We start from the raw sequence: 25,520 nt of genomic DNA, 5'->3' as shown, positions 1-25,520 counted from the left end.
AGGACCTTCGACGGGATATCCCGTTCGGGAGCTTTAAACGGATAGGAGAGGACAAAAGAGATGAACAAATCCAAGCTGGGCATTCCTTTACGGGGATTCGCCGAATACGGCAGAATTGCGGCGGCGGAGGGGGGAGTGCTGCTGAAAAACGAAAGCGGGATGCTTCCGATTCGGGAACATGAAGTTGTATCCGTTTTCGGAAGATGCCAAATCGATTATTACCGCAGCGGTACAGGGTCCGGCGGTGCCGTGAACGTTGAATACGTTGTCAATATCCTGGAGGGGCTCCGCGCAAATCCCAAAATCCAGGTCAACGAGCAACTGGCCAAGCAATACGAAGCGTGGATCGGCGAAAACCCGTTTGACAACGGCGGGGGCGGCTGGGCTGCCGAACCTTGGTGCCAGAAGGAAATGCCGTTATCGGACGAGCTGGTCGCGGCTGCGAGACAAGCGTCGGATAAAGCGATCTTCATCATCGGCCGGACGGCGGGCGAGGATAAAGATAATGCCGATACGGAAGGCAGCTATCGGTTGACGGCGGAGGAGATCCGAAATCTGGCGGCCGTGACGCGGCATTTTGAGAAAGTCGCCGTAGTGATGAATGTAGCGAACGTGATCGATATGAGCTGGATCGAGGATATAGCGTACCAGGCCCGGATCCGGGCCGTACTATATGTTTGGCAGGGCGGAATGCTCGGCGGCCATGCGGTCGCGGATTTGTTGTCGGGAGATGTAACCCCTAGCGGGAAGATGCCGAATACGATCGCCTATCGCATCGAGGATTATCCTTCGACGGCGAATTTCGGCGGGGAGACGCGGAATTTGTATCAGGAAGACATCTACGTCGGCTACCGGTATTTCGAAACCTTTTGCCCGGACAAAGTGCAATTTCCGTTCGGTTTCGGCCTGTCCTTTACCTCCTTTACCTGGAAGGTGGAGTCGGCCAAAAGATCCGGCGAAGGGGCGAACGCGCTGCTTGAGCTCGAAGTGGCGGTGACGAACACCGGCGATACGTATGCGGGCAAAGAAGTCATTCAGGTGTATTGCGAAGCGCCGCAAGGGAAGCTGGGCAAACCGGTCAAAGTCCTGGGGACCTTTGCCAAAACCAAATTGCTTCAGCCGGGAGCGACGGAAGTTCTATCGCTTCGCCTGCCGGTGAAGACGATGGCGTCTTATGACGACGGGGGAGCGACGGGACATAAATCGTGTTACGTGCTGGAAGCCGGGGCTTATGAGCTCTACGCGGGCAACAGCATTCGCGCGCTCGACAGGATCAGCTTCGATGGACAACCGGCATTCGTGCTGAATGAGCTATTGGTCGTTGAACGGTTGAACGAAGCCTTGGCTCCGGTGGAAAGCTTTACGCGCTTGAAGCCGGGAAGCCGCAAGCCGGACGGCACCTATGAAATGGTCTACGAGGAAGCGCCGCGGCGCACCGTTTCGCTGCAGCAGCGCATCGAAAGCGGTTTACCGGCAACCTACCCGCAAACGGGGAAGCGGGGGATTGTGCTGAAGGACGTTCAGGCGGGAAAGGCCAGCCTGGAGGAGTTCGTAGCCCAGTTGAGCTCGGAGGAGCTGGCCACGATCGTTCGAGGCGAAGGCATGAGCAGCCCGAAGGTAACGCCGGGGACGGCGGCCGCTTTCGGCGGAGTCGGCGACAGCCTGCTTGATTTCGGGATTCCGGTCGCCTGCGCCGCCGACGGCCCATCCGGCATCCGCATGGACAGCGGCTTGAAGGCCACCCAACTGCCGATCGGCACTTTGTTGGCCTCCAGCTGGGACGTGGACTTGGTGGAATCGCTGTACGTCATGGAAGGAGAAGAGCTGCTGCAGAACGAAATCGATACGCTGCTTGGACCGGGGATCAACATTCATCGCCATCCGCTTAACGGCCGAAATTTCGAATATTTTTCCGAGGATCCGTATTTGACCGGCCGTTTTGCGGCTGCTGTCACCCGCGGCATCCAAAAGGGCGGTTCGGCCGCTACCGTCAAGCATTTTGCCGGGAACAACCAGGAACAGGCGCGGTCCAAGGTCGATACGGTCGTTTCCGAGCGGGCTTTGCGGGAAATCTATTTGAAAGGCTTTGAAACGGCGGTCAAAGAAGGCGGGGCAACTTCGATCATGACTTCCTACAATCCGGTGAACGGCCATTGGGCCGCTTCCAACTACGATTTGAACACGACCATTCTCCGTAACGAATGGGGATATGAAGGCATCGTCATGACGGATTGGTGGGCGGTCATGAACGATTGCGCCGAAGGCGGCCCGGCCGACCTGAAAAATACGTCGTTCATGGTGCGCGCTCAAAACGATCTGTACATGGTCGTCAACAACAACGGGGCGGAGATCAATTCGCGGGGCGACAATACGCTGGAAGCGTTGGCGAACGGGACGCTCACGGTAGGTGAACTGCAAAGATGCGCCATGAATATCTGCCGGTTTATCATGAATGCCCCGGTCTTCGCCCGCGAGCCGAAGCAGCCGGACGAAATCCTCGTATTCCATGCCCAAAGCCACCCCCTGGAGGCCCCGGCGGGAACCGGAATCCATGCGTTGTCCAAAACGGAAAGCGCGAAGATCGTTCCGGGAACAAATGATTCGGTCGTTGTGCGGGTGGACGAAGCCGGCGTTTACAGCATCGTGGCCAATATGCGGTATGCGGCGACCAACCTGTCCCAATCCGCTTGCAACCTGGTGCTGAACGGCGAGCTGTTGACCACCGTGCAAACCAATGGAACGGACGGCAACTGGATTACCGAAAAGCTGCTGAGATTCGAGCTGACGGAAGGCTATTACGAGCTGAAGTTCGATTATATCAAGCCCGGCCTGGAAATCGGCTGGATCGAGTTGATGAAATAAAAAAACGGGATGAGCCCTAAGCGTGATAGCTAGGCTCATCCCGTTTTCTGTGGATAGACAGAGTAGGCAGGTATTAATCATTCCATTAAGGCAAGGAGAGGAACCCTTCCTTAAAGATTTCCAGCAAATATTCCAGCGTAATCGGGTCGCTGTACGATGAAGCCGCCGTGTCGATCTCGATGACGCGCCCGTTTTTGACGGCCGGGATATTCTTCCAGGTGTTGGATTGCAAAAAGTCGTTGACGGCCTCTTTGTTTTGGCTAAGGACGATGTAATCCCCGGCGTACTCCGGAAGAATTTCGTTCGACAGCGTATAGTAGCCCGGCCCCAAGGCATCTTTCTTCGCTTTTTCCGGCATGTTCAATTCCATCATCTGATACAAAAGCTCCGTACCCCGCGCCCAGTTATTCCCGAATACATAGAAGTTTTGCGTGTCGTATTCAAAAACGGATACGGTAGCGTCAGCGCCGATTTTGGCTTTAATCTGTTCGCCTACGGCTTTGGCGCGAGTCGTGAAATCATCTACCCACGCTTGGGCTTCGGTCTCTTTGTTCAACACTTTGCCGATTTCCACCTGCTGGGTCAAATAGTCCAATTTGCCCCACGTATATATGATCGTTGGCGCAATCTCTTTCAGCTTGTCGAGATTCTTCATGTGAGACCCGGCAATGATGAGGTCCGGCTCCAACGCGAAAATTTGCTCCGGATTTTCCTCCGATACGGTAGCAACGTTCGCTAATTTGTCCGTAAACAGGGGGTTATCCTTTGTCCATTTGTCAACCCCGATAAGGCTTCCGTCCAAGGCCAACACGTTTGGAGCGTTGGTCAAGGCGACAATCCGTTTCGGATTTGCCGGAATTTCGATAGGGCCGTTCTCGGATTGGTATGTGACGGTTCCGGATGATTCTGCGTTGTTCGCCGCTGCGTTCGTTGCCGTGTCCGTTGCTGTGTTCGCCGCCGTGTTTGCGGCCGCTTGATTGTCTTGCTGAGCGGATTCGTTGCCGCAGGCGCTTACCACGAGCGCGAACAACAACAGGATAGGCATGAGAAGCTTGTTCATTTGTGATTCTCCTTCTGCGATAATTGATATTTATGATAATGATAATCAATATCACACAAAATCACAATAACTATTTTTAAAATTAGAAGTTAATCCTGAGCGGAACCCTCCAGCAGCTTCTTCAATTTGCCCTCCGTGGCCGTTCCTTCGATCGGGGTATAGATGCTGCAGCGCAGGTCCGCATCTCCCTGAACCTGCAGCGAGGTCAGGTTAAACAGCATTTTGCCGGCTTTGGCGTGGCGGAATTCGATCATTACCTCGGGCGCGGCGCTCACTTCGCTTTGGTTCCATAAATCATTGAAATCCGGGTAGCGTTTCGTCATGTCCTCGATGAACCGCGAATACCAAGGATCGGCGACGTATTGGCCGTAATAGGCGCGGAAGATGGCCAGGAACCCCTTCACGAAATGCGGCCAGTTGACGGCCAGGGAGCGCAGCTCCTTTTTGGCGAACACGAGAGAAATCAAGTTTCGCTCCTGGTCCGGAATGCGGCGGAAATCCACGAACACGTGCGCGGCCGCCGGGTTCCAGCCGACGATATGGCAGTGGCGGTCGGAGATGATGGTCGGGCAATATTTCAGCTCCTGCAAAATTTTATGCAGGGAGGGGGTGATCACCGGTTCCTTCTCGGCGACCAAATCGGGATGAAACCCGTTGTCGAGCGCAAGGTCAAACAAATATTTGCGTTCGTCGGCATTCAGCCTTAAGGCACCGGCAATGGCATCCAGCACCGAAGCGGATACCTTGATATCCCGGCCTTGCTCGAGCCAGGTGTACCAGGTCGTGCTGACGCCGGCCAATTGCGCGACCTCTTCGCGGCGCAAGCCGGGCGTCCGGCGCCTCGCTCCCGTAGGTAAACCCAATGCATGGGGATGCAGCTTGGCGCGTTGCGTTTTCAGGAATTCGGATAGGGCTTCCAGCCTTGGTTCCGTGCTCATATCGTTAAGCTCGCCTCCTTCTCTGTCTATAGTATTACCAATTATACTAGGATAACTAAAAACTTGTAATAGGATATTTGGGGGGTACAATAGGGATCATAAGTACGAAATGCGCAGCGTGCGAAGAATCGATGCACAGGTGCCTGAAGGAGGGCTATAAATGGAACGGGTCGTGATCACCGGGATGGGGATTTTGTCCCCGCTGGGTAATGATGTGGATATGTTTTGGAGCCGCTTGAAAGAGGGGCAATCCGGCATCTCGAAGATTGACCGGTTTGATGTGTCGGAGTTTGGCACGCAAATCGCCGGACAAGTGAAGGATTTTGATGCCGAGGGTTTGTTCGGGCGGAAGGAAGCGCGCAAGATGGACCGTTTCGTCCAATACGCTATGTATGCCGCCGAGCAGGCGGTGCAGAACGCCGGGCTGCAGCCGGAGAAGCTGGACCGGGAACGATTCGGCGTGTACGTCGGTTCGGGGATCGGCGGGATCGAAACGCTGGCGGAGAACGTGAAGGTGTTGGAAAACCGTGGACCGGGCCGAGTCAGTCCCAGCCTGGTGCCAATGATGATTTCGAACATGGCGGCGGCGCAGATCAGCATTCGCTTCGGCGCCTTGGGCGCAACGTTGTCGCCGGTTACCGCTTGCTCGATCGGCAATACGGCGATCGGCGAGGCGTTCCGGTTGATCAAGAGCGGCGAAGCCGACGTGATGATCGCCGGGGGCACGGAAGCGGCGGTGCATCCCTTGGCGCTGGCGAGCTTCGGGAACTCCACGGCGTTATCGAAGCGAAACGAAGCGCCGGAGCAAGCCAGCCGGCCGTTCGATGCGGACCGTGACGGCTTTGTCATGGGCGAAGGCGCCGGCATCGTCATCCTGGAATCGCTGGAGCACGCGCTGCGGAGAGGAGCGCGGATCCATGGCGAAGTGATCGGCTACGGCGCCAGCTCCGATGCGTATCACGTCGTAGCCTCGCACCCGGAAGGGGAGGGCGCTTATCAGGCGATGAAGCGGGCGCTTGCGTCGGCGGGACTGTCTCCTGATCAGGTGGACGTGATCAGCGCCCACGCGACGAGCACCCAGGTCGGCGACCTCGGCGAGACGAAAGGAATCAAAAAAACGTTTGGCGAGTACGCCAAACGGGTTCCGATTACGGCCAACAAGTCGATGACCGGCCATATGTTCGGGGCGGCCGGCGGGGCGGAGGCGATCGCCTTGATACAATCGTTGAACGAGGGAGTCATACCGCCGACGATCAACCTTACGACTCCGGATCCGGAATGCGATCTTGATTATGTGCCGGGCGTAGCGCACCGGGCCGATCTCGATATCGGTTTGTCCAACTCGTTTGGGTTCGGCGGCCACAATGCGGTCATTGTCTTGCGCAGATTTCATGAATAAGACACAAGCCAGCCTCGCGTCTGAATGGCGGGGCTCGGCTTTTTTTCGTTTTGGGGCTTTACTTTGTGGACGCGGCAACTTTCCAGGCCTTTCCTGCGTTAGGATAGATAAGAGACGGCTCCATAACGGGATATAGAACGATAAACTTACAATAGCCGCCCGTGCGGAAAGTCTCAAGTTCCTAATAAATAGGGGGTCATCCTATGGAAAAATGGAGAAGGAAAGTTGCGGCGTTTAGTGTAATCGTTTTATTTGCGTTGCTGCTTGGCGGATGCGGGAGCGCGAGCAATAATGCCGCATCGGATTCGGCAGCCGGCAACGGAGCTGCGGAGACGGCGGATATGGCCGTGCAATCGCTGGAAAGCGAGTCGAAAATGGATGGCGGGGGCGAGGAGAGCTCGAAAGGCTCGGCCGAAGCGCCGGCGGAGGGTACCGGCGCGCAGGATCCGGCAGCGGGCAATGCCGGAAATGTCGCTAAGGATACGACGACCGGGGTTGGCAGTTCGTTCACGGACGCCGGGATAAACAAAAAACTGATCTACCGGGCGAACGTCGTCATGGAAGTGAAGGACTATTCCAAAGCGCAATCGGAGATTCGAAATCTCGTGACGTTGACCGGCGGATATATCGTCGAATTCTCCGAAAACCAGTCGCAGCATGAATTGGGCGGGACCTTTGTATTGAAGGTGCCGTCGGCCGGATTCTCCTCGTTTCTGGACCGCCTTGAAAAGCTTCAGCCGGAGACGATGCAGCGCAGCATGCAAGGCCAGGATGTGTCCGAAGAGTATGTGGACCTGGAATCCAGGCTTAAGGTGAAGCAGGCGATGGAAGCCCGTTATCTGAAATTCGTGGAGGAAGCGACCCAAACGAAACAGCTGGTGGAGTTCGTAGGTGAGCTGGAGCGGATTCAAACGGAAATCGAGCAGATTAAAGGAAGAATGCGTTACATCGATAGCAACGTCGCTTATTCGACAATAGAAATCCGTGTGTATCAACCGGATCCATCGAAGCTTACGGTGGCGAACGACGGCGAAACGCCGCTGCTGGAACGGATCAAAAATGCCCTGGCGGGCAGCATCGACGTGCTTTCGCTGCTCGTGCAGTGGCTGATCGTTTTCCTGGCGGGCGCACTTCCGGTTCTGATCATCGCGGCGATCATCGTGGTTCCGATTTGGCTGGTTCGCCGCAAGAACAAGGCGGAGCGCGACCGCCGGCGCCCGCGGCTGCAGCCGCCGACGCTTCAAGCAGCAGAGGCGACCGGCGACGAGACCCGGCAAGCCGCCGATGAGGTTGATACGAACGGGAAATCGGAGTAGGAAATAAGATTTTCATGAGGAAGTTTGCAAGGCGCAGAGCGCGGGTTTTCGGGGGATGAATGACTCCGGCGGCTCGCGCTTTTGCGCGTTTTATCAAGAGTTATGGGAATACTAAGCATTTCTTAAACAAAACTTAAACGGAGTTTCATACGTTCTATGATAAGATAATGACCAACTTATTGATATAGAGGGGCTAAACTTTCCATGATCGAGACTTACCTGTTTCCCATTACGTATGCTTTCGGAGCGTTTCCGTTTGCAGCGCTGTTCTTTACTATGCCGTTCCTGGTCGTGCAATACCGCCGGCACGGTTACGTCAACAAGGTGCGGGCACTGGTATTATACCTGTTCCTGCTGTATCTGATGAACGCCGTATTCCTCGTGATGCTGCCGCTGCCTCACAGCCGGCATAACCCGCCGCTTGGCGACGGTGCGCTGCAACTGATCCCTTTTAACTTTATCCAAGACATTTTAAAAGAGACGTCGATCGTCCAGGGAGAGCCGTCGACCTACTGGCGGCTGCTTAAGGAGCGGGCTTTTCTGCAGGTGGCTTTTAACGTCGTTCTTACCATCCCGTTCGGGATGCTGCTTCGTTACTATTTCCGGACCGGGCCGGTCCGCAGCCTGATCCTGTCGTTCCTGCTATCCTTGTTTTTTGAAGTCACGCAGCTCACCGGGATATACGGCTTATACGACAATCCTTACCGGGTGTTCGATATCGACGATCTGATGACCAATACGCTCGGCGGCATGATCGGCTTCCTGATCGCCTTATGGCTGTCCCGGTTTATGCCCCGCATCGAGCAACTCGACCAAGGCGTCGATTTGGCGACCAAACGAGTGACCTACACCCGCCGCGGGCTTGCCCTGTTTTTTGACTCTATCGTCTGGGCGGCTTTGATGACCATTATTTATAGGCTAGGGGTTCCGGGTGCTTACTTTGTATCCACGGGGCTGTATTTCATGCTGCTGGCTTACGTGACCGGAGGGAGGACCTTGGGCAAATGGCTGGTGCGCATCCAGTTGACGGGAATCCCCGCGGACGAAAGCGGGCTCAAAGCTCGCGGTTCGCTTGCGGCCGGGGGGCACCGTTTGTTGTCCAGAAGCGAAGGAGAGAGAATCGGACTGGTTTCTCTTGTGATCCGCTACGGGCTGCTATATTGGCTGGTGTTTGGCCTGAACCGTCTGTTGGCCTTCCCGCCGGACGCCATGCCATCCCTGCTTCGGGTGTTCCTTGGCCTTAGCGTAATGGCGATGAACCTATGGTTTTTCATCCACGTGGCCAAACGTTTTTTCCAAAAGGAACCCATGCTCTTTTACGAGAAAATCAGCCGAACCCGGCACGTAATCACCTTGAAGCAGACCGCGCGTGCCGAATCCAAACGCGGTCGGCATTGACGCGAATGTCTCAAGCCGGATCCGTGGCAAAGGGGAGCTTAACGATAAAAGCCGTTCCTTCGCCGGGGCGGCTTTCCGCGGTGAGCGAACCCCGGTGGCTCGCGACGAATTCCTTGGCGATGGCCAGCCCCAATCCCATGCCTCCGGCGTGGCGGGACCGCGCTTCATCCGTGCGGTAAAAGCGGTTGAACAAATACGGCAAATGCTCGGGGGCGACTCCGGGACCGGTGTCCTGAATGCGTATCACCAACATGCGGGACGAATGACGCGGCGAGGGCGGTTCTTCTTCACCCAGCGTTATGGTGATCTGCCCGCCTTCGGGCGTATAACGCACCGCGTTGATCAACAGGTTGAGCAATACTTGCGCCATCCGGCCCGAATCGGCCGGTATCGTCGCGTTGTTTGCGTACTCGGCGAATGTGATCAGAAGGTGTTTCTCCTCCGCTTCCAGGCCGACCCGCTCCACGATGCGCCGCAGCAGCTCCGCTGGCTGCGGCGCATCAAATATTTGCCGCTCTTTACCGCGGTGCTGACAGGCGGACTAGTGCTCACGCGGACGCGACGGCGCAACAAGCAGTGACTTACGATTCGCTGTAATATTCGCCCAAAAAACGCGTGAATCGGCGAGCGGCCTCGGACAAATACCGCCGCTCCAGCCAGGACACCGAGAAGACGCGGCGGCATACCGGGCTTTCGATGCGCAACATGGGGTACGGCGGGATTTCGTCCTTCCGGCAAGCAGGTACGAAAGCGACGCCCAGCCCGGCCTCGACCAGGCTGCCCAACGCGCCCGGTTCATCCACCTCGCAAACGATGTTGGGCCGAATGCCCGCTTCCCGGCAAAACGATTCGTTGATGCCGCGGAACGGGTGGCCCGTTTTATATTCGATGAATGGTTCGTCCGCCACGTCCACGAGGCGGACGCTTTGCCGCGCCTCCAGCTTGTGGCCGGGAGGCACGGCGAGAAATACCTCCGCGTTCAGCACCGGCAGCTCGCGTACGCCCGGATGATCGAGGGAGGCCGCGGTAAAGCATAAATCAACTTCCCCTTGTTCCAGCAGGAGGGTCATTTCTTCCGCGGAAGAAGGTGCCGTCTGCAGAATGCGGAAGTTGACTTCCGGGTGTTTGGCCCGAAAGGCGCCAAGCGCGGCCGTGATGCGCCCCAGTGTATTGGTGGCCAAATGGATGCTGCCGCGCTCCATCCCGGCGAGATCGGCGACTTCGCGCCGTCCTTCGTCCAGCATATCCAACGCGGTTTCCACTTTTTTCAGAAAAGCCCTGCCGAACGCATTCAGCCGAATTTTCCGGTTTTGCCGATCGAACAGCGGAACGCCCAAATCCTCCTCCAGGCGGGCGATCGTTTTGCTGAGCGCCGGCTGGGCGATATGCAGCTCCTGCGCCGCTTTGGTCATATGCTCCAAATGCGCCACCGTGCGAAAATACTCCAATTGCAGCAGTTCCATGCCGCATCCCCTTTCCAATTAAAATGATAACTTTAAAGTTATGGATATATAATTTAATATATATTTTTAATTATCGATTTTCAATCGTAAAATAACCGGTAACCACACATATATGGAGGAACCAATCTATGAATGAGCCATTTTCTTCAGGCGCCAGCGAGAAGCTGATCCGGATTCTCGCCTTTACGATGATCCTGTCATCGATGAGCGCCACGATGTTCAACATCGTGCTCCCCGAGATCAAGGAGGAGTTCCGCCTGTCCGTGACGCAGGTGAGTTGGGTTTCCACGGCATACATGCTGATCTATGCCATCGGTTCGGTTGTATACGGCAAGCTGGCCGATGCCTTCAAGCTCAAGAACCTGTTGACGTTTGGCCTGATCCTGTTTTGCCTTGGATCTCTAATCGGATTGTCCGCGCAAGCGTTCTGGATGGTATTGCTGGGCCGGGTCCTGCAAGCGTCAGGGGCCGCGGTCGTACCTGCGGCCGCGATGATCATCCCCGTGCGCCATTTTCCCGCCGAACGCCGCGGTTATGCGCTGGGAATCACCGCCACCGGCCTGGCTATCGGGGGGGCGATCGGCCCGGTGGTTTCCGCGCTGCTGGTCAGCCTAGTTCATTGGCGGTGGTTGTTTTGCATCCCGATGCTGATGCTCATCGCGCTGCCGCTATACCGCAAATATTTAAGCGATGAGCGTAGGAATTCCGTTAATATCGATTGGCTGGGGGGCGGCCTGCTCGGGGGAACGGTAGCTCTGCTGCTGCTGGGCGTGACTTATGGGCGATGGGGGCTGTACATCGGCTGCCTGCTGCTGTTTCTTATGTTCGTGCTGCGCATTCGCACGGCGGCACAGCCGTTCGTGGAGCCGCGTCTCTTTCATAATAAGCGCTACTCCCTAGGGTTATTGATGTCCGTTCTGGCGATGGGGATCGGGTATGCGTTGCCATTCCTGACGCCGCAACTGCTGGCCGACGTGAACGGCCTGGAGGCCGGATGGATCGGATTCGCCATGGTGCCCGGCGCGGTCGCTTCCGCTATCCTTGGACGCAAAGGCGGCAAACTGGCGGATACGAAAGGCAATTCTTATCTCATGTATATCGCTTCGCTGTTGCTGCTTTGCTGCTTCGTGCTCATCTCGGCGTTATCCGGGGCGGCGGCGGGATGGATTGCGGCCAGTTTGATTCTGGGAAATGTAGGACAGATGTTTATGCAGCTGGCTTTGTCGAACATGATTTCGCGAACCTTGCCCAAGGAACAAACCGGCGTGGGGATGGGCCTACTGTCGATGCTGGGGTTTCTGTCCGGCGCGGTGTCGACCAGCCTTTACAGCAAAGCCGTCGATCAGGGCTCCTCTTCCCCATGGAATCCGTTGAACCCGTTCGACGGGTCCGCCGTATTCAGCAACATCTATTTGTCGCTTGCCCTCCTTCACTTCGGACTCCTACTTTTTTACTATTTTTATTTCAGCCGAATCGAACCGTCCCGCATGAAGAAATCGCTATCCCGATAAGCCTAAAGTCCTGCGGAATAAGACGATTCTGGAGCCGTCTTCATGAAGTCCGATTAACAAAGGTCTTGGCTTGTTCCGATAGATACTTATAGAACTTTATCCGATAATGGCAAACCTGTCGAAAGGCAGGGACGCAAAGCTACAGGGCCTATAGAACATTGGCAGCCAGCTACCGAAGGGAGTTTTATTTGTCATGAAAAAGTGGTTATCCATGGTTATCGCTATCGTTTGCCTGTTTGCCGGAATCGGCGGAATGCGGGCAGAAGGGGCCGAATTGTCAGGCTGGATCGACAAAAACGATGTGGGCAAAGGAACGATTGGCATCGACTATGATGTCAAAGCCAATCTCAAAACCAAGCTGCTGATCGCTAAGGGACAGGATAAATATACGTATACGTTAACGCCCGGCGTTAAGGGAGAAACGTTTCCGCTACAGATGGGTAACGGGGATTACACGATCAGCCTTCTGGAACAGATCAAGGGCACCACGTACCGCCTCGTGCACAAGGACACGGTCAAGCTGCAATTAAAGGATGAGAAGCCGGTTTTCTTGAACTCCACGCAAAACGTAAAGTGGGAGCCGGACGGCCGCGCGGCAAACATCGCGAAGGAACTGACGAAAAACGCGGCTGGGGCGGAGGAAAAGGTGCAAATCATCTATGATTACGTCATCGGCACCATTAAATACGACGACGGCTTGGCGTTCAGCGCCTCCTCGAGTTACCTGCCCGATCTCGACCGGACGTTAATCCAAAAGAAGGACATTTGCTACGGATTCTCTTCCTTGTTCGCGGCGATGCTGCGCAGCGTGGGGATCCCGGCCAAATTGGCGATGGGAACTTCCGATTACGTCAGCACATACCATGCCTGGAACGAAGTGTTCGTTGACGGCCGCTGGGTTACGATCGATACGACGGCGGATGCGGGATGGAAAGGAACGACGACCGCTTTTACGATGATTAAAAATCCTTTGAAATATAAGGTCGAGAAAGTATATTAAGTTACGATCAATATAACGTCGGTTGCGATGCACGCGCCGCTTTGACACATTTGAACCCGCTTGCCGGGTTGGGTGTCGAAGCGGCGTTTTTTGCGTTCGCCCCCCTACTCCCTGCCGGCTAGGTTTGTCCAGATTTTGTATAGACTCCATATTTATACTCCTAGCAGACGAATTTCACAACAACCCGACAAGTAGGGAGGGGTAAAGGAGTTATGAATGTTGTCGCTCATTTTAGAGACGGTTCCCGCGGTATGGAATTGGCTTCCTTTAGAGAGATAGAACTAACCAAGCAATGCAAAAGATATCAGCTTAGAGGCTTTTTTATGGACTACCGGAAAAATCGTTTCGGCATCGTGGCTACGCCTGACGGCCCCGTGTTTTTTGGCAACGGGCAGTTTTACCCTTTGAAGGAACAGCCGTTTCAATTTTGGCTCCGCCGTCAGAAGGGGAGAATTGGGTTTCGCTTTGAATGGAACGGCGAAATTAAGCTGAGGTTTTCGTATTCCCGGGTGCTTTACCGTAATGGCCAAGCGTGGGAGGCCGACGAGGTTCGTGATTTTTGCTGTTGGTTAGTGGAGGCGGCGAAAAAAAACAATTTTTATGATTTCCACACCACAATTCAATGAATAATGTCACTTTTTTTGAAAGAAAATCGGTTATTTTATCCAATTGTCGAGGATTTGTTTAGAACACTGAAATACGATGGTATGTTGCCCGCCACAACATTTCGAGAAGGAGGTAGGGAGCAGAGCCATTTGAAAGGATCAATCTTAGATAAAGGAGGCAAAAACACTACTTATGAAACGTAAATTAATGGCCATCATTATGGCCGCCGCTCTCGTATTTCAAGGGATATTCGGAGCGGGAGCCACTCTGGCCAGCGCCGATTCGGAAGGAGCCCCGAGCGATGCCGCCGCCGTTAGCGTCATGGATACGGTCACTGACGCGGTTTATGATCCTGACGGGCAACAGGGTGCTGAGGTCCTTCTCGACGCTTCTGCAGGCCCGGTAATTACGGATAATATTATTACAAGCGTGGAGATGCGCAATCAAAAGCCTGATTATGATCCGGCTACTGGAGAGTTAGTCGTCAAGGGGGAACGTATCGAGGATATACGGCCAAGCTTTAAGGATGAAGTGGCCGTTATTTTCACCTGGGCATTCCCAACCGACGCTCACAGTTATAGTAACGGCTCTACGTTTACCTTTAAATTACCGGATAAGTTTAAAATCGGGCAAGCATTGACAGGTAATTTGGATGGTGGGGTTGGTGAGTATGCCGTTAATCCGGATGGAGAAGTTACTTTTACCTTTAATGATAGTATTGTTGGACAAAGGTTGGAAGGCAACTTTTTCGTATGGATTCGCTTTGATGAGAGCAAGTTTGAGGATGGACTAAAACAAATCATCGATTTTAGCTCTGTAGGGCAAGGCACCATTGAAGTGAATTTTGCGAATTCAGCAGAGGATAAGCTGAAAAAATCGGGGATAGCCAACCGAAACGGATTCAACTCCGACGAGATCGAGTGGACGGTAGATTTCAACCAAGGCGAAAAGGAAATCCAAAATGCCGTTCTCGATGATACCTTGCCGGATGGGCTGAAGCTCAAAGGCGATATTGAAATACGCAAATTGCAGGTGCAGGTCGATGGATCGGTAATAGCTGGGGATGTGGAACGTACAGCTGCCGCATTTCCAATTGTACTGGGCAATATCGGCGAAGCCTACCGGGTTACGTATAAAACGAGTGTGGATGCGCCAACGACAGGACAGTTTAAGGATAGACCTTATGTTAATAAGGTAGTGCTTACCGGTAATGATAACCTGTACAAAGAAGAGGCTAACGGAAGCGTGAAAATCAGCTTTAATGAGCCCCTAAACAAGAAAAGCAATGCTTACGATCCGGTGAAGCAGAGCATTACCTGGAAAATTGAGTACAATTACAATCAACAGGCGCTTGCTCAATTTGATCCGGCCGATCCCGATAAACCCAATGCTGCGTGGCTCAAAGATCAGTTTGATACCACGAAGCAAAGGTTGGCTGATACCTCTGTTCAAGTATACGAAGTTGGTAGCGGGAAGGCGGTAAAGCGTACCGGCCCTATTGATCCGTCAGAGTATACCCTCACAAAGACGGCTGGCGGTTTTGAGCTTCAGTTCAATCATGACATTAGCAGCGCTTATGATATTGAGTACCGGACCGAATCGATTAACCGTGTCTATGCAAACGACAGAATCACCAATAAGGTTGAAATTAAGGATGGCACGGAGAAATCGGCGGGACAGGACATTCGCGAAAATATTTTTGCGAAGACCGTAAGCAAAGAGGACTTCAACAAAAAGGAAATCGAGTGGAAGCTGGTCCTCAATTCCGACCTCAAGGAAATGTCGGATATCGTAATTACGGAGAACTACGCAGGAAGACATATGAAATTGGTTCCCGGCAGTTTGCAAGTCAGCGGGGATCATAAGGAAGATTTCCAGCTGCAGGCGAACCCGGATGATCCCAATTATGAAAAAGGTTTTGTGATCAAGCTGAACCCGGGCATTACGATTGACACAGAGCATGTGTTCACGTTCACAACGACCTTTGATCCGACTGCGGGAAATCCGGAAGGCGGCCTGTATAGAAATGATGCTACTTTAGACTGGAAAGAAGCCGGCGTACCGCAAGCCTCGATTACCAAGTCGGCTTCGGTCACTCCGCAAAGCTATACGCTTGATAACGGCAACAAAAAAGGCGAATACAGCGCCAAAGATAAAGCGATCACCTGGACGATTGATGTCAACTACAATTTATATGACATCCAGGATGCCGTCATCAAGGATGCGTATACCGGAAACCAGTCTTATCTAGACGGTTCGGTTCAGGTGAACAAGCTGGTGCTGGATAGCCGAAATAATACCGTCGATATCGGTGAGGAAATCCAGCCGAATAGTCCGGATAATCCGGCCGGCTATGATTTTCAATTAAATCCGGATGGCAAGGGTTTTACCTTAAAGCTTGGAAACATTGGCAAAACAGCTTACCGGGTCGTATACAAAACAAGCCTTGCCGGCGAGTTCCCGATTGAAGATGATTATTCCAACCATGCTACTTTAAACGACGGCGAGAACGGACCTTTGCGGTTTGAGAAATCTGCCACCGTTACGCCGGCACATGGCGGGGTTTATGTCAACAAAACCGGGAAGCAGGTAGGGACAAGCGACATCGCTTCCTGGACGGTCAATATCAACCCAAGCCAATCTTATATCGTGGCAGGCTCCAAGCTGACAGACACGTTGTCCGACAATCAAATTTTATTGGCCGATACCTTGAAGCTGTATAAAACGGATTTGCCTGCAGACAATTCCGGAAATGTTTCCATAAAAGCCGGGCTGGTTGATCCTAATGATTACGAATTGGCCACTAACGGAAATACCTTTACCTTCACCTTTAAAAATGCACTAACAACTGCGTTTATACTGGAATACCAATCGTATATCAACGCAGATCATGGCGACAGAATTACCAATAAGGTTGAATTTGCAGGTCAATCTTATTCCGTGAAAGGGGAAGATCAACAGGAAGGCATCAAAGTTTCGTTAGCCGGTGCCGGCGGTGGAGCATCCGGAGGGCGCGCCAAAATCCAGGTCATCAAGGTGGATGATCGGGGCCAGCCATTGGAAGGCGCCGTATTCCAAATCTATAATGCTTCCGGGACTGTACTGCTGGAGACTCTGCAAGCAACTAACGCTTCCGGAGAAGCGGAAAGCTTGAGAGAATACAGATTTAACAGTACAGATGGCATTCCATATAAACTAAGGGAAGTATCGGCTCCTGCGGGTTACTTAATTGATCCCGAGTATGGCGCGAGTACAGGAAAAACCGTCGCCTTTAAGAACGATGAGCCCTTTAAAATCGAAAACAAAAAAATTCGTCAGGGATTTCAGTTTACGAAGGTGGATGCTGCCGATCCAACCAAGAAATTGAAGGGTGCCGTTTTTGAGTTATACATCAAGAACGGGTCAGATAAAGAATTCATCGAGACGTTAACGTCTGGTGACGATGGTACGATCGCCAAGGGTGATCTGGTGCCGGGAGAATATGAACTGGTAGAAACGAAGGCTCCTGATTATTACAATTTAAATTCGCAGCCCATTAGCTTTACCATTACCTCGAATCAAACCGAGATTATTACTCGCGACGTGCCGAATGAACAGGGTTCGGGCGGCAAATTGGTGATTACGAAGGTCAATGCCAAGGACAAAACCGTTTTAGGCGGAATAGAATTTGAGCTGCGTGACAGTACGAATGCAGTTGTTGGCAAGAAAACCACGGATCTTAACGGTGTTGTTGAATTTGATGGCTTGCCGTACGGTCTATATACCTTAGTGGAGACCAAAGCGGAGGGTTTTGTGATTGAAAAGCCGGAAACAGAGGTTCCCGTCAAGGAACCTGTTACAGCTTTGACCATCGAAAATAAACAAAATGATCGATCGGTGAAGTTAATCAAAACCAATGCCGCCAAGACACAAAAGCTCCAGGGCGCGGTTTTTGAGCTGCTCGCCCAGAGTGTTTTCTTTGATCAACAGGGAAATTATGAGTTTAGAGCCGTCACGACGATCGATCGGTCCAAGCTCATTACGGACCGGAACGGCGAGCTGTACCTGGATCGTTTGGAGCCAAACAAATACCGGCTAGTGGAAATTTCCGCGCCTGCCGGTTACGTGGTAGACCAAACTCCGATCGAGTTTGAAATTACGGATAAACAAACTGAATCCGTGATTCTTGAAAAAACAAACAATCTGATCTATACTCCAACAAACCCAGGTGGGGGCGGACCTGGCAGCCCAAGCAATCCAACCAACCCGAACAACCCGGGGACGCCGGTAACTCCGCCACAACCGGGCGAAGGTAGCGTCGAGGTGCCCGATGATCCGACTCCGGCAGACGGAACAAGCGGCGAGAAGCCGCAGCCGGACCAGGACAGACCTACGGATGTGGAACTTGACGACGATGAAAATCCGTTGGGCGGTACACGCGGCAATCCGCCGGTCGAAGAAACCGGCAAACAGCCGGGCGTCAACGTATTGCCGAAAACCGGGGAAGGCAGCCCTCTTCCGCTGCAGTTGTCGGGTATTGCGCTGATCCTGTTGGGTTTACTGCTCAGACGAAAACGGTCTCAGACTAAAGCATAATAATTGGGGGCATCTCCAAGATCTAGGTTATCGGATCGGGGAGATGCTCTTTTTATATGCAATGTTCAGAAAATGTTCAGAAACGTTGATTACAATAAACAATGTCACATCGTTTTCTATCATATAATTATTTTTTTAGACAGGCTAAGCAATGCAGCAAAAGGAGCAGTTGGTTGATGGAACTAAATCGTATGAAAGCGTTGATCGCAGGTACAACGATCTGGATTTCTCTCACGCTGTTGGCCGGGTGCATTCCGGTTTGGGATACGGAACCTGCGCCGGGGAATGGCGGACAAGCCGGCACGATCCCCGCGATCCAACGCTACACTGGAGAGAAGGGCCGGGAAATTCCCTATGTATATACTGCCCGAAAGGAACTGTCCCTGACGTTTAACGGGATGGGCGATCGGGATACGATGTTTCGGTTGTTGGACGAACTGGATACTTACCGGATCAAAGCGACGTTTTTTTTGCCCGGCATGAGGGTGGCCGAGGAGCCGGACATCGCGACCGAGATTTTGGCCAGAGGCCATGAGATCGAGAATAATACGTTAAACCAGCTGGATCTGAAAAACCTGGATTACGAACAAATCTACAAGGAAGTCGCGCTCAGCAATGAGGTCATCGAGAAACAGACCGGGGTAAAACCGAAGTACGTCCGCACGAAGTCCGGCGACTATCCCGAGGACGTTCCGCTGGTAGTCGCGCAGTTGGGCATGAAAGGGGTAGTGAGCTACAACATCAACCCCCGCGACCGGGACATGCAGGACGCCAAAGCGATCGGGGATTACGTCAAACGTTACATCCACCGTGGCGGGATCATTTCGCTAAACACCGATATTAACCCGCAGGTCATTCCGTCCATCCGGTACATCGCCCAGGCGGCCGACGAGATCGGGTATCGGCTAGTTTCGTTGGACGAGCTGGTCGAGCACGGCGGGGTCCGTAAGCCGCTAGCGGAAATTCCCGGGTACGACGCGGCAAAAATCAACCCGGATTACAAAGACGCCAAATACCGGCTTGTCTATAAGGTGGATACGCAGCAAAAGCACGTGGCGCTTACTTTCGACGATTGGGGCAGCGACAAAACGGTCACCCGCATTCTCGACATTTTAGCCGCAGGTGACGTTCACGCCACCTTTTTTCTGCGGGCCAAAGGCGTTGAAACGAATCCGAACCTGGCCCGGGCGATGGTGGAAGGCGGTCATGACGTCGCCAACCATTCCTACAGCCATCCGGTAGTGACGTCCTTATCTCCGGCGGAGTTGCAGGAAGACGTGGTCAAGGCGCACCAAGTCATTACCGAGGCGATCCAGCAGCAGCCCGTCATGCTGTTCCGCCCGCCGACCGGCGTCGTGGACGACGAACGGGCCAAAGCGATTTCAGCCGTCGGTTATCCCGACATCGCCTTGTACGACGTTACGACGCTCGATTGGGATTCCTCCAACAGCGCCGACGACATCGTAAACGGAGTCCTGGAACAGGCACAACCCGGAAGCGTCATTTTGTTGCACATGCTGGACGACATCCATACGATCGAGGCGCTGCCGCGCGTGATTCAAGGCCTGAAAAGCAAAGGGTATGCATTCGTGAAGATGGCGGATTTGATCCGGGAGCAGAATTCAAACAGGGCGGAGAAGAATTGACATGGAACTATATGAAAAGATCGCGTCGCGCCAAGCCACCATTGCCGTCGTCGGCTTAGGATACGTCGGGTTGCCGATCGCGGTCGCTTTTGCCAAAAAAGCCAAAGTCATCGGATTCGACGTCAACGCCCGCAAGGTCGAAGGCTACCTTCAGGGCCGGGACGCCACCGGCGATATCGGGGACGAAAAGATCGCGAACTGCGGGGTCGAATTTACGTCGGATCCGGAGCGGCTGCGAGGGGCAGATTGCTTTATCGTGGCGGTCCCTACCCCGGTACAAAGCGGCAACGTGCCCGATTTGCAATTCGTCCGCAGCGCAAGCAAGCTCGTAGGCGGGGTAATGGCCCGGGGCGCGGTCGTCATTTACGAATCCACCGTATATCCGGGAGTGACCGATGAGGTCTGCGTACCGATTCTGGAAGCGGAATCGGGACTTGCCTGCGGGCCGGACTTCAAGGTCGGCTATTCGCCGGAGCGCATCAATCCCGGGGACAAGCAGCACCGGCTCGAAAACATCGTGAAGATCGTCTCCGGGAACGACCGGGAGGCGCTGGATCTCGTGGGCAGGCTGTACGAGCTGATCGTCGATGCCGGCGTGCACCGGGCGGAGAGCATCCGGGTCGCGGAGGCGGCCAAGGTGATCGAAAACGCCCAGCGTGACATCAACATCGCGTTCATGAACGAGTTGTCGATGCTGTTCCATGAGATGGACATCGATACCAACGCGGTGCTGCGAGCCGCCGGAACCAAGTGGAATTTTCTGCCTTTCCGGCCGGGGCTGGTCGGCGGGCATTGCATCGGGATCGACCCCTATTATCTTACCTATAAAGCGGAGGACGCCGGCTACCACTCCAAAATCATTTTGGCCGGACGGCATATCAATGACGGGATGGGTAAATACATCGCCCAAAACATCATCAAACGGATGGTTCGCTTGCAGGTTGACCTGAAGCACTCGCGGGTAGGCGTGCTCGGCTTGTCGTTCAAGGAGGATTGCCGGGACATCCGGAACTCGAAAGTGATCGACATCATTCGGGAGCTGGAGGATTACGGGATCGTTCCGCTGGTAGCCGATCCGCTCGTGGACCCGAGGGAAGCGTACGAGGAATACGGCATCGAGCTCAGCGATATCTCCTCCATGCGGGATTTGAACGTGGTGGTGCTTGCCGTGCCGCACCGCCGGTTCGCCGGATTAAGTCTTCCCGAAGTGGAGGCCATGTTCCGATCAGATCAAACGAAACTCATGATCGACGTCAAGGGCGTTTTCCCGAAAAGCAGCTACGAGGAACACGGCTTCCATTATTGGAGCCTGTAACGAAAAGGATAGGAGAGCGAACCGTGTTTAGAAAGAAGCCCAAATCTACGGAAGAAATCATGGCGGTTCCGCGCGGGGACAGACGAACCCTCACTTACGTGCCCGATCCCGAGCGCCTTCGCATCTCAACCGACCGGAGGGGGCGTCGAAAGGCGTTCCCCCGCCGGTTGTCCAGCCTGAATTGGCAACAGCTTAGCCTGAGATATTTAGCCGATTTTCCGGTGACGATCGCCGTAAAAGGGCATCGGAAAAAGGACGGCAGCAAGGGGCGGGCGGCGGACATTTCCTCCACGGGGATGCTTGTTGAGCTGCCGGAGACGGTGCGCCTGGGAGAAGGGGACAAAGCGAAGCTTCGCTTCCGCATTCCCCCGGGCACTATGCCGGAAGGGTTCGAAGGGAAGGTGAAGCTGGATGCGGCCGTCGCCCGGAAGTTCGAAACGCCCGGGGAAGACGGAGCGAAACGCATGGCCGCCTTCGAGTTCGACGAGCCGCTGACGGCCTATTTCCAGAAGAAACGCTGGGGGTATTCAGTATACACGGCCAGCGCCACCTTGCTCGCGGCGATCGTCTTCATCATGCTGCTGCGCGCGGAAAGCATCATCTACTTTAAATATAATCTTGTGTTGTACTTATACAGTATGATCGCGGCCGCTTTCCTGATCACGCGGTATTTGTTCGGCGCGCTATACCGGGATGTACCGATAAACCCGGATTATACGCCGGGCGTGTCGATCATCATCCCTTGCTTCAATGAAGCGGAGTGGATCCAGCGAACGGTCATCAGCTGCATGAATCAGGATTATCCGGCCGACAAACTGGAAGTCATCGTCGTCGATGACCGGTCGACGGACGCATCCGCGGAGCGGATTCGGAACGTGGTCGAGCTGATCCACGACGAAGCGGAGCGCTTCTCCACCCGCGAACGGCTGAAGTTTACCGTTCTGGAGGAAAACGGCGGCAAACGCATGGCCTTGGTTAAAGGCGTGGAGATGGCCAAGCATGATTTGGTCGTGTTCGTCGATTCGGACAGCTTCCTCGCGCCGACGGCGATCCGCCATCTGGTCCAGCCGTTCCAGGATCCGAAAATGGGCGGCGTGGCCGGGCGTACGGACGTGGAAAACAAATACACGAACACCGTCACCAAGCTGCAAACGGTCAGGTATTACATCGCCTTTCGGATCATGAAAGCCGCCGAATCGTGGTTCGACAGCGTCACCTGCCTGTCCGGGCCGCTGTCCTGTTACCGCAAGGAGCTGATCCTGAAGCATGCCGAGGCGTGGCTGAACCAGAAATTTCTCGGTCAACCCGCCACGTTCGGCGACGACCGGAGCATGACCAATTTTATTTTGAAAACGCACCGAACCGGTTATCAGGACTCGGCCATCTGCTCCACGATCGTCCCTTCGCGGATGGATGTTTTCCTGAAGCAGCAAATGCGCTGGAAGCGTTCCTGGCTGCGCGAATCGCTGCGGGCGGCGGGTTTTATATGGCGCAAGGAGCCGTTCATGGCGCTGTTTTTCTATATCGGGCTGATCGTTCCGATCGCCGCGCCGGTCGTCGTGCTGTACAATCTCGTATATGTGCCGGCCGTTTACGGCATTTTTCCGGGCACGTTTCTGACGGGACTGCTGATGATGGCGATGTTAATGAGTTTGGCGCATCTGCTGTTCCGCAAGAGCAGGCTGTGGGTGTTCGGCTTCGTCTTTTGCCTGTTCTACGAGTTCGTTCTGCTGTGGCAAATGCCCGTCGCCTGGGTCACCTTTTGGAAATCCACCTGGGGAACGAGGGAGACGCCGCAGGACGTTGAAGCCAAACGCAAAAAGGAAGCCAGAAAGAAAAACAAGCAGAAGGGGATCGGATTGCCTTTTTAAGCACTGATACGGGTTTGGGGTGAGAATGGCAGCCATGGCACAGAGGAAACGAAATACCGCCTTGAACGTCCGCCGGAAAAACCGCCGGAAACGCATTCGCGTAATCCTGCAGGCCGCAATATTGCTGGTCTTGGGAACTGTGCTGTACCATGCGGTTTTCGACGTCAAGCAATACGTGGAGCCGGATAAAGCGGCCTGGAGCCAGAAGCAGGGCTTCATCGCTTTGTCTTATTTCGGCGTCGGGCGAAACGGAACGGCGAAACTGGTGGCAAAAAGACAGCTGGACAAGCAGCTTGAGGCGCTGCACGACCAGGGTTACCGGACGATATCGCAGCAAGACATCATCGACTTCTACGAGAAAGGCGCGCCCTTACCGGACCGGGCCTTGTTTCTGTCCTTTGAAGACGGACGCAACGATTCGAGCTTGTTTGCCGAGCCGCTGTTGGAAAAATACAACTATAAAGCGACGTTTCTGTCTTACGCGGACAAAATGGGCAACAGCGAGCGCAAATTCGTTCAGCCCAAGGACATGCTCAAAATGGCGAAAACCGGCTTTTGGGAACTGGGGACGAACGGTTATCGGCTCAGCTATATCAACATTTTCGACAAGGACGGCCGGTTCATCGGGATGAAGGACGAAAAGGAGCTGACCGATAAGGCGAACGTGGCCTATTACAACCACTACTTGATGGACTTCATCCGGGACGAGAACATGATCCCGGTGGAAAACCGCACGCAAATGGAGGCTCGGATCGACAGCGATTATACGGCGATGAAGGACGTCTACTCGAATGCGCTCGGCTACATTCCTTCCGTTTACATGATCATGCATGCGAATGAGCTTGGGGAAGGGATGAATCCGCTGGTGACGGCGGCTAATACCGCCAACATCAAAGGTTTGTTCAAGCTGCATTTCAACCGGGAAGGTTCCGCCTATAATACAATAGACAGCGGCGTTTATGATTTGACCCGGGTTCAACCGGAACCCTATTGGTCGACAAATCACCTCCTGATGAAAATTCGCAAGGATACCGGGCAATCCGTGGAGTTTGTCCGCGGGGACAAGGAGGCGGCGGGCGCATGGGAACGACTGGGCGGAGCCGCCGAGTTTGCCGGCAACAAAATCGTGTTGACATCGCCTTCGGGCGGCATCGGAAAGCTGTCCCTCAAAGGGGATTTCCGGGACGTCAAGATTGCCGCGACGGCGGCCGGCAATGTCGTCGGTAAGCAGTCGATCTATCTTCGTTACGACCGTGAAAACGAAAGTTATGTACGTTTGACCCTGGAAAACAACGTCGTTACGGTCGAGCAGAAGGGTCCCGGCCGCTTGCCGGAAATCCTGTATAAGCAAGAGCTGCCCCCCGTTTCGTGGAAAGAGGAGGAGCTGGCTTTCGACAAAGCTTCGGTCTACACGCGGGAGCAGACCGCGGCCGGCGCGGCTTCGGAGAAGACGGAAATTCCGGTCAATATCCGGGATTCCCGCCGACTCGAAGCCGTGCTGCAAGGAAATGAGCTAAAGCTGGCGGTGGACGGGCAGGTATTGCTGGACCGCCGGCGGCTCGATAATTCGATCGGCTCCGGCAAGGTCGCGTTGGCGGCGCAATTCAGCGAACAAAGCGAAAAGGACGATATTTATGACGCCGTTTTCGAGAACGTGGAGATCGCCTCGCTGGATGCGGAGGACGGAAGCCCGGCCGTGCAATTCAGCAATCGGCCTTCGGGCTGGGAAGGCATTGTCCGGCAAGCGAGACAGGCGTTTGATGAGGCCGTCAATTGGGCGATCGACCATTTTTAAGAAAGAGGATGTTGGGCACTTCGGGATAAGGAGGTTGGAAAGGTGCGAAAGAAGCTGTCATTGCTGTTCATCGCGCTTGGATTAGCCATTTTGATCACTCCGGCCCTGCTGGAATGGAAAGCGGACCGGGAGCAGGACAAATTGCTTGCTATGGCGGAGCAGGCTGCGAAAGTGCGAAGCGATCCCGCGGTAGAACCCGAGCTGGCAGCCGGTTTTGAGCGGGTGTCGCGCTTGCTCGGAGAGGAGGGCGACGGAGGGCTGCAGGCGGAGGAGTCTGAGCCGCTGGCGCCGGACGTGGATGGGCAAACGCCGATCGCCTCGATCGAAATCCCGGCGATCGATCTGAAACTTCCCGTGTTGGAAGGCGCGACAAAAGCGAACATGAAACATGCGGCGACGCACATGACCGAAACGGCGCCGCTCGGCGAAGCCGGGAACGCGGCGATCGCCGCCCACCGGGCGCGCACGAACGGGCGGTTGTTTAACCGTCTGAACGAGGTGAAGATCGGGGACCGAATCGGGATCGTGACCGGAACCGGACGTTTGGATTACGAGGTTTACGATATCTCGATCGTTGAGCCGACGGATGTCTCCGTTCTGGAGCCTAACGGGGAAGAGCGGATTTTGACCCTGATCACTTGCGATCCGCTGAAAAATCCGACGCACCGGTTGATCGTTCATGCCAAGCTGCTCCCTGAGAACGGGAAAGAATCACAAAAATCCATGTAGAAGATCACTTTATTATCGTTACTCCTCCTGGGGAAG

17 protein-coding genes and 1 riboswitch are annotated in these 25,520 nt (G+C 54.3%); of the genes, 13 read left to right on the top strand and 4 right to left on the bottom strand.

Annotated features, from left to right (window positions below; all coding sequences use genetic code 11):
* Positions 1 to 60 precede the first annotated feature (60 nt).
* On the top strand, positions 61 to 2,862 hold the full coding sequence (locus ACQ4N8_RS10935) for a glycoside hydrolase family 3 N-terminal domain-containing protein (RefSeq protein WP_430704386.1): 2,802 nt from the start codon (positions 61 to 63) through the stop codon (positions 2,860 to 2,862).
* An 85-nt stretch (positions 2,863 to 2,947) separates the two neighbouring features.
* Here the strand turns inward: ACQ4N8_RS10935 and ACQ4N8_RS10930 are convergent, their stop codons facing one another.
* Positions 2,948 to 3,922 (bottom strand): iron-hydroxamate ABC transporter substrate-binding protein, encoded by a 975-nt coding sequence (locus ACQ4N8_RS10930; RefSeq protein ID WP_430704385.1) that lies wholly within the window; start codon positions 3,920 to 3,922, stop codon positions 2,948 to 2,950.
* An 89-nt stretch (positions 3,923 to 4,011) separates the two neighbouring features.
* The gene (locus ACQ4N8_RS10925) at positions 4,012 to 4,860 is read right to left on the bottom strand and encodes a helix-turn-helix transcriptional regulator (protein ID WP_430704384.1); all 849 of its coding nucleotides are present in this window, start codon (positions 4,858 to 4,860) and stop codon (positions 4,012 to 4,014) included.
* 160 nt (positions 4,861 to 5,020) lie between these two features.
* Here ACQ4N8_RS10925 and fabF point away from each other — a divergent pair, with 160 nt between their 5' ends.
* From fabF to ACQ4N8_RS10910, 3 genes are all read left to right on the top strand, one after another.
* Entirely contained in the window at positions 5,021 to 6,259 is a 1,239-nt protein-coding gene (gene fabF / locus ACQ4N8_RS10920) for a beta-ketoacyl-ACP synthase II (protein ID WP_430704383.1), read from the top strand.
* A 203-nt stretch (positions 6,260 to 6,462) separates the two neighbouring features.
* The gene (locus tag ACQ4N8_RS10915) at positions 6,463 to 7,575 is read left to right on the top strand and encodes a DUF4349 domain-containing protein (RefSeq protein ID WP_430704382.1); all 1,113 of its coding nucleotides are present in this window, start codon (positions 6,463 to 6,465) and stop codon (positions 7,573 to 7,575) included.
* A 204-nt stretch (positions 7,576 to 7,779) separates the two neighbouring features.
* Positions 7,780 to 8,973 carry a VanZ family protein gene (locus tag ACQ4N8_RS10910; protein ID WP_430704381.1) on the top strand — a complete coding sequence of 398 codons (1,194 nt, stop codon included), beginning with the start codon at positions 7,780 to 7,782 and terminating at the stop codon, positions 8,971 to 8,973.
* A 10-nt stretch (positions 8,974 to 8,983) separates the two neighbouring features.
* On the opposite strand, the gene ACQ4N8_RS10905 is transcribed toward ACQ4N8_RS10910, so the two are convergent.
* Positions 8,984 to 9,439 carry a sensor histidine kinase gene (locus tag ACQ4N8_RS10905; RefSeq protein ID WP_430704380.1) on the bottom strand — a complete coding sequence of 152 codons (456 nt, stop codon included), beginning with the start codon at positions 9,437 to 9,439 and terminating at the stop codon, positions 8,984 to 8,986.
* A 115-nt stretch (positions 9,440 to 9,554) separates the two neighbouring features.
* Positions 9,555 to 10,436 (bottom strand): LysR family transcriptional regulator, encoded by an 882-nt coding sequence (locus ACQ4N8_RS10900; protein WP_430704379.1) that lies wholly within the window; start codon positions 10,434 to 10,436, stop codon positions 9,555 to 9,557.
* Between the two features lie 128 nt (positions 10,437 to 10,564).
* Here ACQ4N8_RS10900 and ACQ4N8_RS10895 point away from each other — a divergent pair, with 128 nt between their 5' ends.
* The 9 genes from ACQ4N8_RS10895 (at position 10,565) to ACQ4N8_RS10855 (ending at position 25,484) form a co-directional block, all read left to right on the top strand.
* Complete coding sequence (locus ACQ4N8_RS10895; RefSeq protein ID WP_430704378.1) at positions 10,565 to 11,947, top strand: MFS transporter; 1,383 nt, start codon at positions 10,565 to 10,567, stop codon at positions 11,945 to 11,947.
* A gap of 98 nt (positions 11,948 to 12,045) precedes the next feature.
* A riboswitch (cyclic di-GMP riboswitch) is annotated at positions 12,046 to 12,124 on the top strand.
* A 16-nt stretch (positions 12,125 to 12,140) separates the two neighbouring features.
* On the top strand, positions 12,141 to 12,947 hold the full coding sequence (locus ACQ4N8_RS10890) for a transglutaminase-like domain-containing protein (RefSeq protein WP_430704377.1): 807 nt from the start codon (positions 12,141 to 12,143) through the stop codon (positions 12,945 to 12,947).
* 212 nt (positions 12,948 to 13,159) lie between these two features.
* Positions 13,160 to 13,573, top strand: coding sequence for a hypothetical protein (locus ACQ4N8_RS10885; RefSeq protein WP_430704376.1), 414 nt, complete (start codon positions 13,160 to 13,162; stop codon positions 13,571 to 13,573).
* A gap of 172 nt (positions 13,574 to 13,745) precedes the next feature.
* Positions 13,746 to 18,128, top strand: coding sequence for a SpaA isopeptide-forming pilin-related protein (locus ACQ4N8_RS10880; protein WP_430704375.1), 4,383 nt, complete (start codon positions 13,746 to 13,748; stop codon positions 18,126 to 18,128).
* A 176-nt stretch (positions 18,129 to 18,304) separates the two neighbouring features.
* On the top strand, positions 18,305 to 19,774 hold the full coding sequence (locus ACQ4N8_RS10875) for a polysaccharide deacetylase family protein (RefSeq protein ID WP_430704374.1): 1,470 nt from the start codon (positions 18,305 to 18,307) through the stop codon (positions 19,772 to 19,774).
* A gap of 1 nt (position 19,775) precedes the next feature.
* Complete coding sequence (locus ACQ4N8_RS10870; protein ID WP_430704373.1) at positions 19,776 to 21,089, top strand: nucleotide sugar dehydrogenase; 1,314 nt, start codon at positions 19,776 to 19,778, stop codon at positions 21,087 to 21,089.
* 59 nt (positions 21,090 to 21,148) lie between these two features.
* Positions 21,149 to 22,960: a glycosyltransferase gene (locus ACQ4N8_RS10865; RefSeq protein WP_430704406.1), complete on the top strand. Its 1,812-nt coding sequence runs from the start codon at positions 21,149 to 21,151 to the stop codon at positions 22,958 to 22,960.
* 34 nt (positions 22,961 to 22,994) lie between these two features.
* A complete protein-coding gene (locus tag ACQ4N8_RS10860; protein ID WP_430704372.1) occupies positions 22,995 to 24,755 on the top strand; it encodes a polysaccharide deacetylase in 1,761 nt (586 codons plus the stop codon).
* 42 nt (positions 24,756 to 24,797) lie between these two features.
* On the top strand, positions 24,798 to 25,484 hold the full coding sequence (locus tag ACQ4N8_RS10855; protein ID WP_430704371.1) for a class D sortase: 687 nt from the start codon (positions 24,798 to 24,800) through the stop codon (positions 25,482 to 25,484).
* The last annotated feature ends 36 nt before the right edge of the window (positions 25,485 to 25,520 follow it).

It is taken from the genome of Paenibacillus macerans (assembly GCF_050565405.1).
Lineage (GTDB): Bacteria > Bacillota > Bacilli > Paenibacillales > Paenibacillaceae > Fontibacillus > Fontibacillus macerans_B.
Note: the sequence above shows the minus strand (reverse complement) of the source record. Positions and strands in the feature narration are given on the sequence as shown.

What these genes read in the sequence shown, in the direction of transcription:
- ACQ4N8_RS10890 (WP_430704377.1), top strand. Translation starts at nt 12,141, where the DNA reads ATGAAAAAGTGGTTATCCATGGTTATCGCTATCGTTTGCCTGTTTGCC.
- ACQ4N8_RS10885 (WP_430704376.1), top strand. Translation starts at nt 13,160, where the DNA reads ATGAATGTTGTCGCTCATTTTAGAGACGGTTCCCGCGGTATGGAATTG.
- ACQ4N8_RS10910 (WP_430704381.1), top strand. Translation starts at nt 7,780, where the DNA reads ATGATCGAGACTTACCTGTTTCCCATTACGTATGCTTTCGGAGCGTTT.
- ACQ4N8_RS10870 (WP_430704373.1), top strand. Translation starts at nt 19,776, where the DNA reads ATGGAACTATATGAAAAGATCGCGTCGCGCCAAGCCACCATTGCCGTC.
- ACQ4N8_RS10925 (WP_430704384.1), bottom strand. Translation starts at nt 4,860, where the DNA reads ATGAGCACGGAACCAAGGCTGGAAGCCCTATCCGAATTCCTGAAAACG.
- ACQ4N8_RS10875 (WP_430704374.1), top strand. Translation starts at nt 18,305, where the DNA reads ATGGAACTAAATCGTATGAAAGCGTTGATCGCAGGTACAACGATCTGG.
- ACQ4N8_RS10895 (WP_430704378.1), top strand. Translation starts at nt 10,565, where the DNA reads ATGAATGAGCCATTTTCTTCAGGCGCCAGCGAGAAGCTGATCCGGATT.
- ACQ4N8_RS10880 (WP_430704375.1), top strand. Translation starts at nt 13,746, where the DNA reads ATGAAACGTAAATTAATGGCCATCATTATGGCCGCCGCTCTCGTATTT.
- ACQ4N8_RS10930 (WP_430704385.1), bottom strand. Translation starts at nt 3,922, where the DNA reads ATGAACAAGCTTCTCATGCCTATCCTGTTGTTGTTCGCGCTCGTGGTA.
- ACQ4N8_RS10865 (WP_430704406.1), top strand. Translation starts at nt 21,149, where the DNA reads ATGGCGGTTCCGCGCGGGGACAGACGAACCCTCACTTACGTGCCCGAT.
- ACQ4N8_RS10915 (WP_430704382.1), top strand. Translation starts at nt 6,463, where the DNA reads ATGGAAAAATGGAGAAGGAAAGTTGCGGCGTTTAGTGTAATCGTTTTA.
- ACQ4N8_RS10860 (WP_430704372.1), top strand. Translation starts at nt 22,995, where the DNA reads ATGGCACAGAGGAAACGAAATACCGCCTTGAACGTCCGCCGGAAAAAC.
- ACQ4N8_RS10900 (WP_430704379.1), bottom strand. Translation starts at nt 10,436, where the DNA reads ATGGAACTGCTGCAATTGGAGTATTTTCGCACGGTGGCGCATTTGGAG.
- ACQ4N8_RS10935 (WP_430704386.1), top strand. Translation starts at nt 61, where the DNA reads ATGAACAAATCCAAGCTGGGCATTCCTTTACGGGGATTCGCCGAATAC.
- fabF (WP_430704383.1), top strand. Translation starts at nt 5,021, where the DNA reads ATGGAACGGGTCGTGATCACCGGGATGGGGATTTTGTCCCCGCTGGGT.